At 59.9% G+C, this 14,066-nt stretch carries 16 protein-coding genes and 1 tRNA gene; 12 read left to right on the top strand and 5 right to left on the bottom strand.

Going from position 1 to position 14,066, the window contains the following annotated elements; genetic code table 11:
* Positions 1-145: 145 nt before the first annotated feature.
* Positions 146-1,051, top strand: coding sequence for a LysR family transcriptional regulator (locus tag AAAB35_RS09465; protein WP_340668038.1), 906 nt, complete (start codon positions 146-148; stop codon positions 1,049-1,051).
* Between the two features lie 76 nt (positions 1,052-1,127).
* Here AAAB35_RS09465 and AAAB35_RS09460 read toward each other — a convergent pair whose 3' ends face one another.
* The 3 genes from AAAB35_RS09460 to AAAB35_RS09450 are packed head-to-tail and all read right to left on the bottom strand — an operon-like array spanning position 1,128 to position 4,875.
* Entirely contained in the window at positions 1,128-3,422 is a 2,295-nt protein-coding gene (locus tag AAAB35_RS09460) for a xanthine dehydrogenase family protein molybdopterin-binding subunit (protein WP_340668037.1), read from the bottom strand.
* Positions 3,419-4,402 carry a xanthine dehydrogenase family protein subunit M gene (locus AAAB35_RS09455; protein ID WP_340668036.1) on the bottom strand — a complete coding sequence of 328 codons (984 nt, stop codon included), beginning with the start codon at positions 4,400-4,402 and terminating at the stop codon, positions 3,419-3,421. Before AAAB35_RS09455 ends, AAAB35_RS09460 begins: the two co-directional genes overlap by 4 nt.
* Positions 4,399-4,875, bottom strand: coding sequence for a (2Fe-2S)-binding protein (locus tag AAAB35_RS09450; protein ID WP_340668035.1), 477 nt, complete (start codon positions 4,873-4,875; stop codon positions 4,399-4,401). Before AAAB35_RS09450 ends, AAAB35_RS09455 begins: the two co-directional genes overlap by 4 nt.
* Positions 4,876-5,082: 207 nt before the next feature.
* Here AAAB35_RS09450 and AAAB35_RS09445 point away from each other — a divergent pair, with 207 nt between their 5' ends.
* Positions 5,083-5,700 carry a TetR/AcrR family transcriptional regulator gene (locus AAAB35_RS09445; RefSeq protein ID WP_340668034.1) on the top strand — a complete coding sequence of 206 codons (618 nt, stop codon included), beginning with the start codon at positions 5,083-5,085 and terminating at the stop codon, positions 5,698-5,700.
* Between the two features lie 121 nt (positions 5,701-5,821).
* Positions 5,822-6,424: a Holotricin-3 precursor gene (locus AAAB35_RS09440; RefSeq protein WP_340668033.1), complete on the top strand. Its 603-nt coding sequence runs from the start codon at positions 5,822-5,824 to the stop codon at positions 6,422-6,424.
* Between the two features lie 170 nt (positions 6,425-6,594).
* On the opposite strand, the gene AAAB35_RS09435 is transcribed toward AAAB35_RS09440, so the two are convergent.
* Positions 6,595-6,669, bottom strand: a tRNA-Thr gene (locus AAAB35_RS09435).
* 153 nt (positions 6,670-6,822) lie between these two features.
* On the opposite strand from AAAB35_RS09435, the gene AAAB35_RS09430 reads away from it, so the two are divergent.
* From AAAB35_RS09430 to yacG, 9 genes are all read left to right on the top strand, one after another.
* Positions 6,823-7,020, top strand: a complete 198-nt coding sequence (locus AAAB35_RS09430; protein ID WP_340668032.1) for a hypothetical protein — start codon at positions 6,823-6,825, stop codon at positions 7,018-7,020.
* A 115-nt stretch (positions 7,021-7,135) separates the two neighbouring features.
* Positions 7,136-8,425, top strand: coding sequence for a UDP-N-acetylglucosamine 1-carboxyvinyltransferase (murA, locus tag AAAB35_RS09425; protein WP_340668031.1), 1,290 nt, complete (start codon positions 7,136-7,138; stop codon positions 8,423-8,425).
* Between the two features lie 376 nt (positions 8,426-8,801).
* Positions 8,802-9,239 (top strand): DUF2948 family protein, encoded by a 438-nt coding sequence (locus tag AAAB35_RS09420; RefSeq protein ID WP_340668030.1) that lies wholly within the window; start codon positions 8,802-8,804, stop codon positions 9,237-9,239.
* Between the two features lie 20 nt (positions 9,240-9,259).
* Positions 9,260-10,552 carry a histidinol dehydrogenase gene (hisD, locus tag AAAB35_RS09415; protein ID WP_340668029.1) on the top strand — a complete coding sequence of 431 codons (1,293 nt, stop codon included), beginning with the start codon at positions 9,260-9,262 and terminating at the stop codon, positions 10,550-10,552.
* 7 nt (positions 10,553-10,559) lie between these two features.
* Positions 10,560-11,045, top strand: a complete 486-nt coding sequence (locus AAAB35_RS09410) for a UPF0262 family protein (RefSeq protein WP_340668028.1) — start codon at positions 10,560-10,562, stop codon at positions 11,043-11,045.
* Positions 11,046-11,107: 62 nt separating this feature from the next.
* On the top strand, positions 11,108-11,530 hold the full coding sequence (locus AAAB35_RS09405; protein ID WP_340668040.1) for a low molecular weight phosphatase family protein: 423 nt from the start codon (positions 11,108-11,110) through the stop codon (positions 11,528-11,530).
* Positions 11,531-11,656: 126 nt separating this feature from the next.
* Positions 11,657-11,875 carry a translation initiation factor IF-1 gene (gene infA, locus AAAB35_RS09400; protein WP_008122731.1) on the top strand — a complete coding sequence of 73 codons (219 nt, stop codon included), beginning with the start codon at positions 11,657-11,659 and terminating at the stop codon, positions 11,873-11,875.
* A gap of 33 nt (positions 11,876-11,908) precedes the next feature.
* Positions 11,909-12,535 carry a Maf-like protein gene (locus tag AAAB35_RS09395; RefSeq protein ID WP_340668027.1) on the top strand — a complete coding sequence of 209 codons (627 nt, stop codon included), beginning with the start codon at positions 11,909-11,911 and terminating at the stop codon, positions 12,533-12,535.
* A 13-nt stretch (positions 12,536-12,548) separates the two neighbouring features.
* On the top strand, positions 12,549-12,758 hold the full coding sequence (gene yacG / locus AAAB35_RS09390; RefSeq protein ID WP_340668026.1) for a DNA gyrase inhibitor YacG: 210 nt from the start codon (positions 12,549-12,551) through the stop codon (positions 12,756-12,758).
* Positions 12,759-12,762: 4 nt separating this feature from the next.
* Here yacG and AAAB35_RS09385 read toward each other — a convergent pair whose 3' ends face one another.
* A complete protein-coding gene (locus AAAB35_RS09385; RefSeq protein WP_340668025.1) occupies positions 12,763-13,848 on the bottom strand; it encodes a Gfo/Idh/MocA family oxidoreductase in 1,086 nt (361 codons plus the stop codon).
* Between the last annotated feature and the right edge of the window lie 218 nt (positions 13,849-14,066).

Below are 14,066 nucleotides of genomic sequence, written 5' to 3'. Positions count from 1 at the left end.
ACGAGAAGTATGGAAGACATAGCCTAAGTTCCTTCTATTGGACTGTCTCGGGAGAGAACTGATGGCTGTAATTTGGTACTCGACATCCATTTAGAAAACTGGGAAAATATCGATCTAATCCATCTATAAGTTAGATAGGTGCAGAATGCAGCCAAACCCCACCCTCGACCAGCTCCAGGTCTTCGTCGCAGTGGCCGAAACCGGCAGTTTTTCGGCTGCCGCGCGCAAACTCAATCGCTCGCAGTCGGTGATCAGCTATACGATTGCCAATCTAGAAGCACAGCTAGAACTCCCGCTTTTCGAGCGGGGAGGTACGCGAGAGCCGCGTCTGACCGTATCTGGCAAAGCCATGCTCGAGGATGCGCGGCGCATGGTTTCCGTACTACAAAGCCTGCGTTCACGGGTCGAGGGCTTGAAAATGGGGCTGGAGGCGGAGGTTGCCGTTGCAATCGACGTATCGCTCCCGTCGCCTGTACTGACATGTGTGCTCAAGTCGTTCCAGGAACAGTTTCCGACGGTGAGTTTGCGCGTCCACGTCGGTGCGCTCGGTATGGTCTGGGATCTTGTCCTGAAGAGGCAGGCCGATTTCGGTATCGGCGGCCCCCCGCTTCAGACGCATGATGAACTCGTTCTGGTACAGATTGGCCAGACGGCCATGACACCTGTTGCGGCACCTGGCCATCCGCTGGCGCTTTACGAAGGGCCCGTGCCGCTTTCATTTATCCGCGACCACACGCAACTCGTCATTACCGATCTTAGCGAACAGACGAAGGGCCGGAACTTCGGTGTATTCGCCTATAAAATCTGGCGATTGACGGATGTCGGTACAAAATACGATCTCACTTTGGCCGGCCTGGGCTGGGGTGGCCTGCCGAAATGGATGGTTAAGGACGATGTCGCCACTGGTCGGCTCGTGCTCCTCAACCTCGAGCCCTATCCGGAGGCGGAGTATCCGCTGCTGGCGATCTACCCCGTCGACCGGCCGCTCGGTCCGGCTTCAAACTGGTTGATCGATCGTTTCAAGCAGGAGTTGAGACGCTTCGGGACGTGACGACGCGATACGGCTACTTCTCCGCCGTCCTCGGGGCTTGACCCGAGGACCCCGTAGGCCCGACGCCTCGCTTACGTCAAATCAGTTTCTCCAGCGTGATCGGTAGATCCCGCACGCGAACACCCGTGGCGTGATACACCGCGTTCGCGATGGCGGGTGCAACACCGACGATCCCGAGTTCGCCCACGGCCTTGCCGCCGAGTACCGAGGCATTTGTATCGGGAGTGCCGACCGAAATCACCTTGAGGTCCGGGATATCCGCGTTGGTGGGTACGAGATAGTCGCTCAGATTGTTGTTGATGACGCGCGCATTGCGTGCGTCGACAAGACCCTCTTCGAGCAGGGCCTGACCGATGCCCATGATGATCCCGCCCTTCCACTGGCTTTCGGCAAGTTTCGGATTGTAGAGCCGCCCCGAGTCGAGCGCCGATACCATCCGCGCCACGCGGACCGTGCCGAAATCCTGGTCGACACGAACCTCGACGAAGTGGACGCACCAGCTGTGGAGCGAGTAGTCCCCCTCAGTCGGCGACAGCATGGTGGTGATAGTCGTGAAGTTGCGGAAATGATCCTTGTCGTTTCGCAGCTTCTCCGGCAACGTATCGCGGAGTGCTTCGATGCGCTCGCGCCCGGTGCGCTGCATGACCTCGGCGATGCCGATGCTGGATCCGGTGTCGCGCGGCGATGATATCTGACCATTTTCGACAACGAGCGTATTGGCCTGGAGATCGCGGAACGGCGACTTCGGATCGTTGATGGCAAGGCCGATCAGTTCGTCGCGCGCCGCAAGCGCTGCCTTGTGCACTGCCCCGGTCATCAAGTTGGCGAGCTGCGATCCGCCGGCAACGGGGGCACGTGGCAGCGAAGAGTCGCCAAGCTTGACCTTTACCACCTCGACCGGAACGCCGATCGCTTCGGCGGCTGTTTGCGCGAGGATCGTATAGGTGCCCTGACCCATGTCTATGCCACTGCTGGCGACCTCGACCGAACCGTTCCCGAGGATGCGCACAAGCGCTTCGCCGGGCGTGCGGCGCACGGGATAGGTACCGGCCGCAACGCCATAACCGATCAGCGCGTTTCCTTCGCGCATTGAGCGCGGCTTCGGATGACGTTTGCTCCAGCCGAAAGCGTCTGCTCCGGCCGCATAGGCCTCGCGCAAGCGGCGGGTCGACCACGGCTTTTTGGAATGGGGGTCTTCCTCGGCATAGTTCAGAAGCCGGATGTCCAAAGGATCGATCCCGATTTCATAGGCGAGTTCGTCGATCGCGCATTCGATGCCGAAGGCGCTGGGATTCTCGCCGGGTGCGCGCAACGCGCCAGGCTTGACGGTGTTAACGCGGACGATGTTCTGGCGCGAACTGAAGTTTGGCGTCGCATACATGATCGACGTGACCGATCCGAGCGGCTCGACCGCGACATCCTTGATCGACGTTTCATTGGCGCCCGTCTGGATGATTGAGACCAGCTTGCCCTCGCGCGTTGCGCCCAGCTCAATCGTCTGGCGTGTCGCCGGCCGGCCGCCATAAGCTGTGAATGTCTGTGCCCTGGTCACGGCAAGCTTGACCGGGCGGCCGAGCATACGCGCCGCGTTTATGGCAATGGCCCCATGTTCGAGCGGCAGGGCCTTCGATCCGAAGCCGCCGCCGATGTAGGGCGAGCGCAGCTGGACGTTTTCAAAGGGGATGTCGAACCATTCGGCGTAGGTGCGCGCCATGCCGTCGATCCACTGGCTCGGCTCCCAGACGGTCAGCTTGTTACTCTGCCACTCGGCGATCAGGCCATGGGGTTCAATCGGCACATTATATTCGCGCGGCGTCCGGTATTCCTGTTTAATGCTGACCGGGGCGGTGGCTAGCGCGCCCTGCGCGTCGCCCCATTCGATCGTCATCCGGTCGATCGGCATGCCGTCACCTGCCTTCGGGTCATCGAGACCGAAGATTGCCGGCGTTTCCTCGTAAGAGACTTTGACCAGGGCGGCTGCTGCCGTCGCCTGCTCGAAGGTTTCGGCAATTACCGCGGCAACATGTTGGCCAGCGAAGGTGATGGTGCGGGCAAGCGGCTCATAGGGTGTGTCGGCAGGCGGGGTATTCAACCAGTCCGTTGCCGATTTTATCGGCATGGCGTTGTCCGGCGTCAGCACCAGCAGGACGCCGGGTGCAACTTTTGCGGCACTTGCGTCAATGGCAAGTACACGGCCCGACGCGATTGCGCTTTCAACGAGGACTGCATGAACCATGCCCTCCGGATGGTGTTCGAGCGCGTAGTCGGCAACGCCGGTGATCTTCGCGGGGCCGTCGATGCGCGACAGGCGTCCACCCAATGTGCCGTCGGCTGCGTCGCCGCGCTTGGCTCTGGTTTCCACGATGGTCATGCCGCTGCTCCAAGCTTGAGAATGGCGCGTTCGACGACGCGCGGGGCAAGTTCGATTTTGTAGTGATTGGCGCCGTGGTCCACCGCTCCTTCGATGGCCAGCCGGCTGGCCTGCTTGACCGTGTCGGGCTCTAACGCTTTGCCTCGCAAGGCGTCCTCGACGGCACGCAACCGCCACGGCTTGGTCGCGACGCCGCCAATGGCGACCCGGATGTCCCTGATGGTGCGGCCATCTGCGGCAAGGTCCATGCCCACTGCGGCGCTTGCCGCAGCAAATTCATACGACTGCCGGTCGCGCACCTTGAGAAAAGTTGAATGGCGCGCAACAGGCGAGGCGGGAATAGAGATCGCGGTGATGATTTCGCCCGGACGCATGGCGTGTTCCTTGTCGGGCGTCGAACCCGGCAGCAGAAAGAAATCGTCGATCGGAACCTGGCGATCGCCGAGATGCACGACGGCATCGAGAGCGGTGAGCGCCACCGCAAGATCGCCCGGATAGGTAGCGATGCAGGCACTGTTACCGCCCAACACCGAATGATTGCGGTTAACACCGGTAACCGCCGCGCATCCGCTGCCCGGGTTTCGCTTGTTGCAATTCGGAAACGTCACGGGATCGCGAAAATAGGCACAGCGCGTGCGCTGCAGGAGATTGCCGCCGATCGTCGCCATGTTGCGGATCTGGGCGGATGCCGCTTGCCACAAAGCTTCAGAGACCGCAGGAAAATGCGCTTTGATCGCCTCGTCGCTGGCAACGCGGCTCATCCTCGCCAATGCCCCGATTGTAGCGCCTTTCGCGTCGACGTGGATCGCATCAAGGCCTTCCAGATGGCTGATGTCGACGACCCGCTCCGGCTCGGCCACGCCGCATTTGGCGAGATCAAGCAGCGTTGTGCCGCCGGCAAGCAGCATGGTTGCCGGCATAGCTGCCGCGCTTATCGCCTCTTCGACAGAAGTGGCTCGAAGGTAAGAGAAATCTCTCATGACATCACCTTTGCGGCTTCGCGAACGGCATCCACGATGTGTGGATAGGCGCCACAGCGGCAGAGGTTGCCGGACATATATTCACGTATCTCCTCGTCCGATCCCGTATGACCCTCGCGAATGCAGGCGACCGCCGACATGATCTGCCCGGGCGTACAATACCCGCATTGGAAAGCGTCATGCTCGAGAAAGGCGGCCTGGACGGGGTGAAGCTCGCCCGCCGCGTCGGACAGGCCTTCAATCGTGGTAATCTTGCTGCCTTCAACCTGTGCTGCCAGCGTCAGGCAGGACAAGATCCGCTCACCGTCGACATGCACGGTGCAGGCGCCACACTGGCCATGGTCGCAGCCCTTCTTGGTGCCGGTCAGCCCAAGATGCTCGCGCAAGGCGTCGAGCAGCGTTACGCGGGGCTCGACGGTAACTTCCTGTGTCTTGCCATTGATATCGAGGTTGAGACTGATTGTGTTTGTCATCGGCGTCTTTGCTCCGTTCTGATGACAGTAAATCTGAAGGGTCCGCCGGCATTCTAAGGATCAAAGTCCAAAAAACATGACATGGCGGGTCCAGATAGGGTAATAATCCAGAGATCATGCTATAATCGGAGGTGCCTCCGTTTTTGAAACATAGCGGTTGGCGGGGGGTGGTTCAAGCCCCAGTATTGTATTTTTGGAGTTTGACAATTGCGTAAGGGAACATCCGCGCCGAAGGAAGCGAGGGAGGCGAAGCCGATCAGGCCGCTGCGCGCCGATGCGAGCCGCAACCGCGACAAACTGGTGGAAGTTGCCGGGCACGCCTTTGCCGAGAAGGGCGGCAATGCTTCGCTTGAAGACATTGCGCGGCAGGCGGGTGTTGGCATCGGCACGCTGTACCGGCATTTTCCGACGCGTGAGCATCTGGTCGAAATTGTTTACCGGAGGGAGGTGGAGGGGCTGTGCGCCGCCGCAGACGAACTCGCCCGACACAATGCGCCGGACGCGGCACTCGCCGAATGGATGCAGCGTTTTGTTGACTATATCGCCGCAAAGCGCGGCATGGCCAACAGTCTGCGCATTCTTTTCAACGCCAATTCAGAGGTTTTCGCCAATACCTCCGGCATGGTCGCCCACGCATTGCGAAAACTCGTCGATGCGGCCGTGTCGGATGGCTCGATTCGGAGCGACATCAATAGTGCCGACCTTCTGCAGGCGCTGTCAGGCATCTATTCGGCCCCCGACACGCCCGATTGGCGCGAGCAGTCCCGTCGCTTGGTTTCATTATTGATGGACGGATTGCGCTGGGGCGCGAGGAAGGCAATGTAACAAACATCTTGTCTCTCCGGTTGAAATCCTATGTGATGGACAACCAGTGGTTCTGCCACAATCGAGCCGCAAACGGAGGATCAGTTTCGACTCGATTTGGAGCACATCAAGGAGGTGGAGTATGGCGCAGCTCAAGTTCGGTTTCGTTGCGGCCGCGTGCCTCGGTCTCGTTTTGGCCGGGACGGCGACAAGTCCATACAGCCTTGTCGGGCCTGCCCTTGCCGATAAGGGTGGCAATGGCCATGGCGGCGGCAACGGCAATGGCGGCGGCAATGGAAATGGCGGAGGCCATGGAAATGGTGGCGGCAACAAGGGCAACAGCGGCAAGGCCCATAGCAGCGGCGATCACGGGAAATCGTCCGGTCACGCCAAGACGGCCAGCGCCCATGACAAAACGAAAGTTCAGCACGATAAATCGAAGGTACAAAAGACTTCGGTCGCCGTTGTGGATGATGTCATCGATGATGATGATGAAAACACGCTTGGCGCATTGAACGCCGCGCACGCTTCAGCGCGGGCAAGGGAGCGCGCGGCGCCGAACTCGTCGGTCGGCAAGATTGCGACCTACGAACGCAACCGCGAAGCGGCACTGGCACTCGCCGATCCCGTATTACGCGATGAGGCACTGGATGACGCGGTAACGCAGCTCGAGTCGGATTTCGGCCGTACCCTGACCGAGGATCAGGTTGATAAGGTCAACGCATTGCTGGATGCAAGGCGTTAGACTTTTCGCGCGTCCATAGAGGTAAAATGAACTCTGAGCAGCGGCCCTGGGCCGCTGCTTTCATTTGATTCACAATTCCAATTCAACGCGCGGGATGTAACAAAAGTGCGCATCGTCCGATGGTCACTTCCTTGAGCGTCAGTAATATATTGAATTTGTTGGAAATTCGCTGGTGCTGCGAGAGAGGATTGAACTCTCGACCTCTCCATTACCAATGGAGTGCTCTACCACTGAGCTACCGCAGCCGATTTGCGAACGCGGCGGACTTCTGCCATATCATTGCTGAAATCGCAAGCAAGCAATCGTAATCTTCGCGCCAAAATATTCATGAGGCGCCTAAGCTGCGACCGCTTGTGGATAAATTGCACCGCATTTGTCCGGAATATATGGGACAGGACATGAATTCGTCGTCGAAAAACCCGAATCGTGAACAAATGAATCGCGAGAAGCGCCGCTCGGAACAGTTGCGCGCCAACCTTGCGCGGCGCAAGCAGCAGGCGAGGTCGCGCCGTGCGGGCGCTGCCGATGAACGTGACGAGGGGATCGTCGCGGCATCGGAAAAACCCTCCGGTCCCTCCCAAGGGGACCACGATTGACCAGAAGACCGGTCATAAGCCTTTCTTGAACCATTCCGTGTGATGGTTTACAGCAACCGGCTCTACATGGGGCTCAAACGATAGGACGGGGACTTTCCCGCGAAAGTGACACAATATGGATCGCATCAAGATTGTTGGCGGTAACAAGCTCAACGGCGTCATTCCGATTTCCGGCGCCAAGAATGCGGCGCTGCCGCTGATGATCGCCTCGCTTTTGACCGACGACACGCTGACGCTCGAAAACGTCCCGCATCTCGCCGACGTCGAACAGCTTATCCGTATTCTTGGCAATCATGGTGTCGATTATTCGGTCAACGGCCGGCGCGAGCGCCAGGACGGTGCCTATTCCCGCACTATTCATTTCAGCGCCCGCCATATTGTCGATACGACCGCCCCTTATGAACTCGTTTCGAAAATGCGCGCCAGCTTCTGGGTCATCGGTCCGCTTCTCGCCCGCATGGGCACGGCAACCGTGTCGCTGCCGGGAGGATGCGCCATTGGTACGCGCCCCGTCGACCTCTTCATTGACGCGCTGCGCGCGCTTGGTGCCGACATTGAGATCGAGAGCGGCTACGTCAAGGCTACCGCCAAGGGCGGCCTTGTCGGTGCCCGCTTTGCCTTCCCAAAGGTCTCCGTGGGGGCCACCCATGTGTTGATGATGGCCGCGACGCTCGCCAAGGGCGAAACGATCATCGAGAACGCCGCCCAGGAGCCTGAAGTCGTCAACCTTGCTGACTGCCTCAACGCGATGGGCGCCAAGGTCAGCGGTGCGGGCACTCCGACGATAACCATCGAGGGAGTAACGAGCCTTTCCGGCGCGCGCGTCCGCGTCATTCCCGACCGTATCGAGACCGGCACCTACGCGATGGCCGTTGCCATGACCGGCGGCGACGTCATTCTCGAGGGTGCCGACGCGAACCTTCTGCAGGCAGCGCTGACAACCCTGGGTCAGGCGGGTGCGGAAATATCAGAGACCAATTCCGGCCTGCGGGTTGTCCGCAACGGTCACGGCATCATGCCTGTCGATGTGACGACGCAGCCTTTCCCTGGCTTCCCGACCGACCTACAGGCCCAGTTCATGGGCCTGATGACCAAGGCCAAGGGGACCTCACATATCACTGAGACGATCTTCGAAAACCGCTTCATGCACGTCCAGGAACTGGCGCGCCTCGGCGCGAAGATCTCCCTGTCGGGGCAGACCGCGAAAATCGAAGGCGTCGAGCGGCTGAGGGGTGCGCCCGTCATGGCAACTGATCTGCGTGCATCGGTGTCGCTCGTCATCGCTGGTCTTGCAGCCGAGGGCGAAACGGTCGTCAACCGCGTCTACCACCTCGATCGCGGTTTCGAGCGGCTCGAGGAAAAGCTCACGCGTTGCGGTGCCGTCGTCGAACGCATCAGCGACTAGGGCGCGCTTTCGCGCCCGAATTCTTCCGGCCAGTATGAGGTTGCGGTTGCGCAACGCTTCGATTCCGACCCGTTCCGGCGTTTTGGGTCCATGAAAAACAGGGCCGGAAGCGCGCAAATGGCGACAACGCACGGGCGCGCGAAAACAATGAAAAACATGTTTGAATTCCATTTGAAACTGTTGAAAATCGATACTCGACAATACTCTGGCGAATATAGTTGAGAGCCGTTTTACGGGAACTTCTCGAACATCCTTCCATCACGACCGGATTTTGCCACGTGCGTAATTCCATTTGTCCGTACTTTCCTCTAACAGGAATGGGTGCGTAGTGCCGGTCGGTGCCGCGCCTTCGGTAAGCTATGCAAATAGGGTAGACATGGACACTCTGAAACTCATCGCGCTCGATGAGGAAGATCTGCAAATTCTTTCCGCGCATCTGCAGGATTCCGTGCTGAAGGTGAGCGATATCGACTATCTGCCCGCCGAGAAGAAGCTCGTTCTGGCCGTCAACCGTTTCGTCTGGGAGCTGGCCGCGGATGGCAAGCGTCATCGCAGCTTTGAGCGCCGCCGAACGGCCGTTCTTTTCGATCGGGTGGGAAGCGTCAAGGCAACCGGCATCGACCGCAGTTACAAGGACGACGTGCTTTCTCTGCTGGCCATTCGCTTCGTTGCCGGCGACGCGCCTTCGGGAACGGTCGAGCTCACCTTTGCCGCCGGCAAGGCCCTACGGGTCGAAGTCGAGGCCATCGAAGCCCAGCTTACCGATCTCGGCGGTGCCTGGGAGACCCCGTTCAAGCCCGACCATGATGCCTGAATGGCAAAGGAGCTATTGACGTGGCCATTGTGCTGAAACAATCGCAACCGGATTTCGAGGCGCGCTTTTCCGCTTTCCTTGCCACCAAGCGCGAGGTGTCGGAAGATGTCGATCGCGCTGTTGCCGATATTATTCACCATGTGCGCGCCGACGGCGATGCAGCCTTGATCGACTATTCGCAGCGCTTCGATCGTATCGATCTTTCAACCCATGGTATTGCCATTACACCTGCCGAGGTTGATGCGGCTGTCGCCTCTGCGCCGGCGGTAACTGTAGAGGCGCTTAAACTCGCGCGAGACCGAATTTACTCCCACCACGCCCGCCAGCTACCTAAGGATGATCGCTATACCGATGCACTTGGTGTGGAACTCGGCTCGCGCTGGACGGCGGTCGAGTCTGTGGGGCTCTACGTTCCTGGCGGCACGGCGAGCTATCCAAGTTCCGTTTTGATGAACGCGGTCCCCGCCAAGGTCGCTGGCGTTGAGCGCATCGTCATGGTCGTGCCGTCGCCGGAAGGCAAGCTCAATCCGCTCGTCCTCGTCGCCGCCTGGCTTGCGGGTGTCTCGGAAATTTATCGCGTTGGTGGCGCCCAGGCGATCGCTGCGCTCGCTTATGGCACTGAAACCATCGCTCCCGTCGCCAAGATCGTCGGTCCGGGCAATGCCTACGTGGCCGCGGCAAAGCGCCGTGTCTTCGGCACGGTCGGGATCGACATGATCGCCGGTCCCTCGGAAGTCCTGATCCTTGCCGACAAGGGGAATGATCCTGAATGGATCGCGGCCGATCTTCTGGCCCAGGCCGAACATGACAGCGCCGCCCAATCGATCCTGATCACCGATGACGAGGCGTTTGGCGATGCGGTGATGGCAGCGGTCGAGCGGCAGCTGCTCGCTTTGCCCCGGGCGGAGACTGCCGGCGCGAGCTGGCGCGATTTTGGCGCCGTCATTCTGGTCAGCGACCTCGAAGCGGCGCTTCCGCTGGTCAATAGGATCGCCGCCGAACATCTTGAAATTGCCACCGCCGACCCGGAAAAACTGTTGGCCGGCGTGCGCAATGCCGGGGCGATCTTCGTCGGCCGCCACACGCCCGAAGTCATCGGCGACTATGTTGGCGGATCGAACCATGTGCTGCCCACGGCAAGGTCAGCGCGGTTCTCGTCCGGGCTTTCAGTGCTTGACTATATGAAGCGAACCTCCATCCTGAAGCTTGGCGCGGATCAGCTGCGCGCACTGGGCCCCGCCGCCATCGAGCTTGCGCGCGCCGAAGGGCTTGATGCGCATGGAAGATCAGTGGCGATCCGGTTGAACCTTTAGGACGATAATGACAGCAACGGGCGAAGCCGATGCACGGCTGATCGATGTGGAACTGGACGAGACGATCGGCCGTTCGACACCGGATGTCGAGCATGAGCGGGCCGTCGCCATCTTCGATCTCATCGAGGAAAACAGTTTTCGTCCGGTGAACGATGATGGATGCGGGCCTTATCGCCTCAAGTTGTCGCTGGTCGAGTCGCGGCTGATCTTCGCGATCGCGCGCGAGAATGGTGACGACGTCGTAACGCACATATTGTCGCTGACGCCGCTGCGGAAAGTCGTCAAGGACTACTTCATGATATGCGAAAGCTATTACGAGGCCATCCGTTCGGCGAGCCCCAGCAAGATCGAGGCGATCGACATGGGCCGCCGCGGCCTGCACAATGAGGGATCGCAGACGCTTATGGATCGCCTGGGCGGCAAGATCGAAGTGGACTTCGACACGGCCCGCCGCCTGTTTACCCTGGTATGTGTGCTGCATTGGCGGGGCTAGGCGAACCTGTGCCCGTCGAGCCGGACAAACTGACGGATGACCAGGGCCATGCCAAATCCGCGATGCCGAGCGCGGTATTGTTCATCTGCGGTCAGAATTCAATCCGTTCCCCCATTGCCGAGGCGCTGGCGCGCAGCCTGCTGCCATCCACCGTCTACGTTGCGTCGGCTGGCGTCGAGAAAGGCGAGCCCGACCATTTCGTCGACGAGATCATGGCGGAGATCGGCCTCAAGCGCGTTACGGTCCAACCGCGCACGTTCGATGAACTCGAGGATCACTATTTCGATCTCATCATTACATTGTCGCCCAAGGCGCACCATATGGCGCTTGAGCTGACACGGACGACGTCGGTACACGTGGAATACTGGCCGACGCCGGACCCGACCCTTGTACGCGGACGACGCACGCAGATTCTCGATGCCTATCGCGACGTGCGCAATCACCTGAAACGTCATATCGAGGAACGTTTCAAACTGACAAGCTGACCCGTCCAACCGGTGCGTGCATTTGGTGAACTCCGTTGTTCACAAATGGCGCGCAATACTATAGGTTCCGCCCAAAATTGCGGTCGAGCACGGCCACAAAATGCCCTATCGGAGATAGAACTACGCATGGCGAAAGAAGAAGTACTTGAATTTCCCGGTCTCGTGACCGAGCTGCTGCCCAACGCGATGTTCCGCGTCAAGCTTGAAAACGATCATGAAATCATTGCCCATACGGCAGGCCGCATGCGCAAGAACCGCATTCGCGTTCTCGCTGGCGACAAGGTCCTTGTCGAGATGACCCCCTACGATCTGACCAAGGGTCGCATCACCTACCGCTTCAAGTAATTGGCCCCGGACCTGTCCGCAGGAAATGCTTTGATGAGCGATCAGCCAAAATTCGTTCTTGCATCCGGTTCGCCGCGCCGTTTTGCCCTCCTGGGTCAGATCGGCATCGAACCTGATCGCCTGCTTCCTGCTGACGTGGACGAGACGCCGCTGCGCGCCGAACATCCGCGTTCGCTTGCGCGCCGCCTGTCGCGCATCAAGGCCGAGCGGGTTGCCGAGGAGTTGAAAGGCGATGCCGAGTTTGGCGAATCCTACATCGTTGCCGCCGATACGGTTGTCGCGGTGGGGCGGCGCGTCCTGCCCAAAGCCGAAATCCTAGACGATGCGACGGCCTGCCTGCGACTGCTCTCCGGTCGCTCGCACCGCGTCTATACCGGGCTCTGCCTGATTACCCCTAAGGGCAAGCAGCGCCAGGACCTCATCGAGACGCGCGTCCGTTTCAAGCGTCTTTCCCGCGAGGAACTGGAGAGCTATCTTGCGTCAGGCGAATGGCGCGGCAAGGCCGGTGGCTATGCGATCCAGGGGCTTGCAGGCGGCTTCGTCGTCAAGCTCGTCGGCTCCTACACCAATGTGGTCGGCCTGCCACTCTACGAGACCGCCAGCCTTCTGCATGGCGAAGGCTATCCCGTCTATGCCAATTGGCAGAATGCGGGACGTTGAGGGACCGCATCCCGTGAGCGAGGACAACAAAAGCACTGCCAAGGTAACGCCTCTCCGGCCGACGCGCCCTTGCCCCGAATGCAATCGCCCGTCGCAGCGCGAACACTATCCGTTCTGCTCGGCCCGCTGCCGCAATATCGACCTGAACCGCTGGTTGACGGGCGCCTACGTACTGCCCGCTGTCGAGAGTGCCGACGACAGCGAGGAAAACGCCGAGAACTGAGCAATCATAATTTGATGATTCGCTGCGTGGCCGGCTGGGAAAGCACTATATTGATGGCGCGCAGCGCATTGATGCTGTCCGGAAGCGGCATGATCTCGGACCCGGTCATGCCGGCGCGGACCGCTGCCATGACCGCCATTGTCTGAAATTGCAATCCGGTGCCCGAAAAGGGATGATCCTCCGCCGTACGCCCGGGAACGGGCAAGCGGTCGAGAAGCTTGGCAAGCAGCCCTCGCGGCGCTGGCAATGGCCCGAAGGGCGGCGTCAGCGCGAAGCCATGATAGAGCGTCAGGCTTCGTGCGCTGCTGAAGGGAGCATCGAGGCGAATCGCACCCTTTGCGCCTTCGATCACGAAGTGGTTGGTACCATCCGCATCGAAGCCGCAGGTGAGCCGGGCCTCCGCCTCGTCATAATGCAACGTGATTTCGGAGCGCATGTCGACGCCGTTCGGCCCTGCATGCCAGAGGCCGGAAACCTTTTGCGGCTGGCCAAGGAAGTGCATGGCGAGTGAAACGCACTCTATGCCGAGATCAAGGCTCGCCCCGCCGCCGAGCGAGCGGTTGAAGAACCGGCTCTCGGCGTTATAGGCGTGGAAATGCGATCGTTCAGCGGTTATCCGCCGCACCGCGCCGATTTCGCCTGCATCGACTTTCCTCTTGGCCGCAACGACTGCGGGAAGGAACCGGGTCCACGACGCCTCCATGGCAAGGAGGTCGACGCGCGCGGCTTCGCGCTGAATGACCGCGGCTTCCGTATGGGAAGGGGCAAGCGGCTTTCCGACCAGCACCGGCTTTCCCGAACGCAGTGCCTTCAGCGCCTGCGCAAGATGCAGCGAACTGGGCGTCGCGATATAGATAGCGTCGATCGCCGTGTCGGCGACGAACGTATCAAGATCGGAATAAGCGCGCTCGCCGCCAAACGCCGCGCGAAATTTTTCGGCGTTTGCCATGGTCCTTGAATGATTGGCAACGAGCGCCGCGTCGGGAAGAAGGGAAAGATCGGATGCGAACCGCTGGGCTGTCTCCCCGCTGCCAATGATTCCCCAGCCAAAGTCCCCAGCCTTGGCGATCTTCTCCCCCGTGTCGACCATATGTTACGAATCCCGTCTCCAATGCCATCAACAAACGCATCAATGCATGCCCTTTGCAAGAGGCAGAAAAACGGCAAAAAATTCGCGAGTTGATGCTGGACAGTACGATTTTTAGTGTTATAACCCACGCGCTTCTGACGGAAAGCCAACCCCGTCGACAAGGTTTGCCGGACAACGGAAAAAGCCCTGAAGTGCCCAGATAGCTCAGTTGGTAGAGC

Origin of the sequence: Phyllobacterium sp. (assembly GCF_037994425.1) — a bacterium.
In the GTDB taxonomy this organism is placed as follows: Bacteria; Pseudomonadota; Alphaproteobacteria; order Rhizobiales; family Rhizobiaceae; genus Phyllobacterium.
Note: the sequence above shows the minus strand (reverse complement) of the source record. Positions and strands in the feature narration are given on the sequence as shown.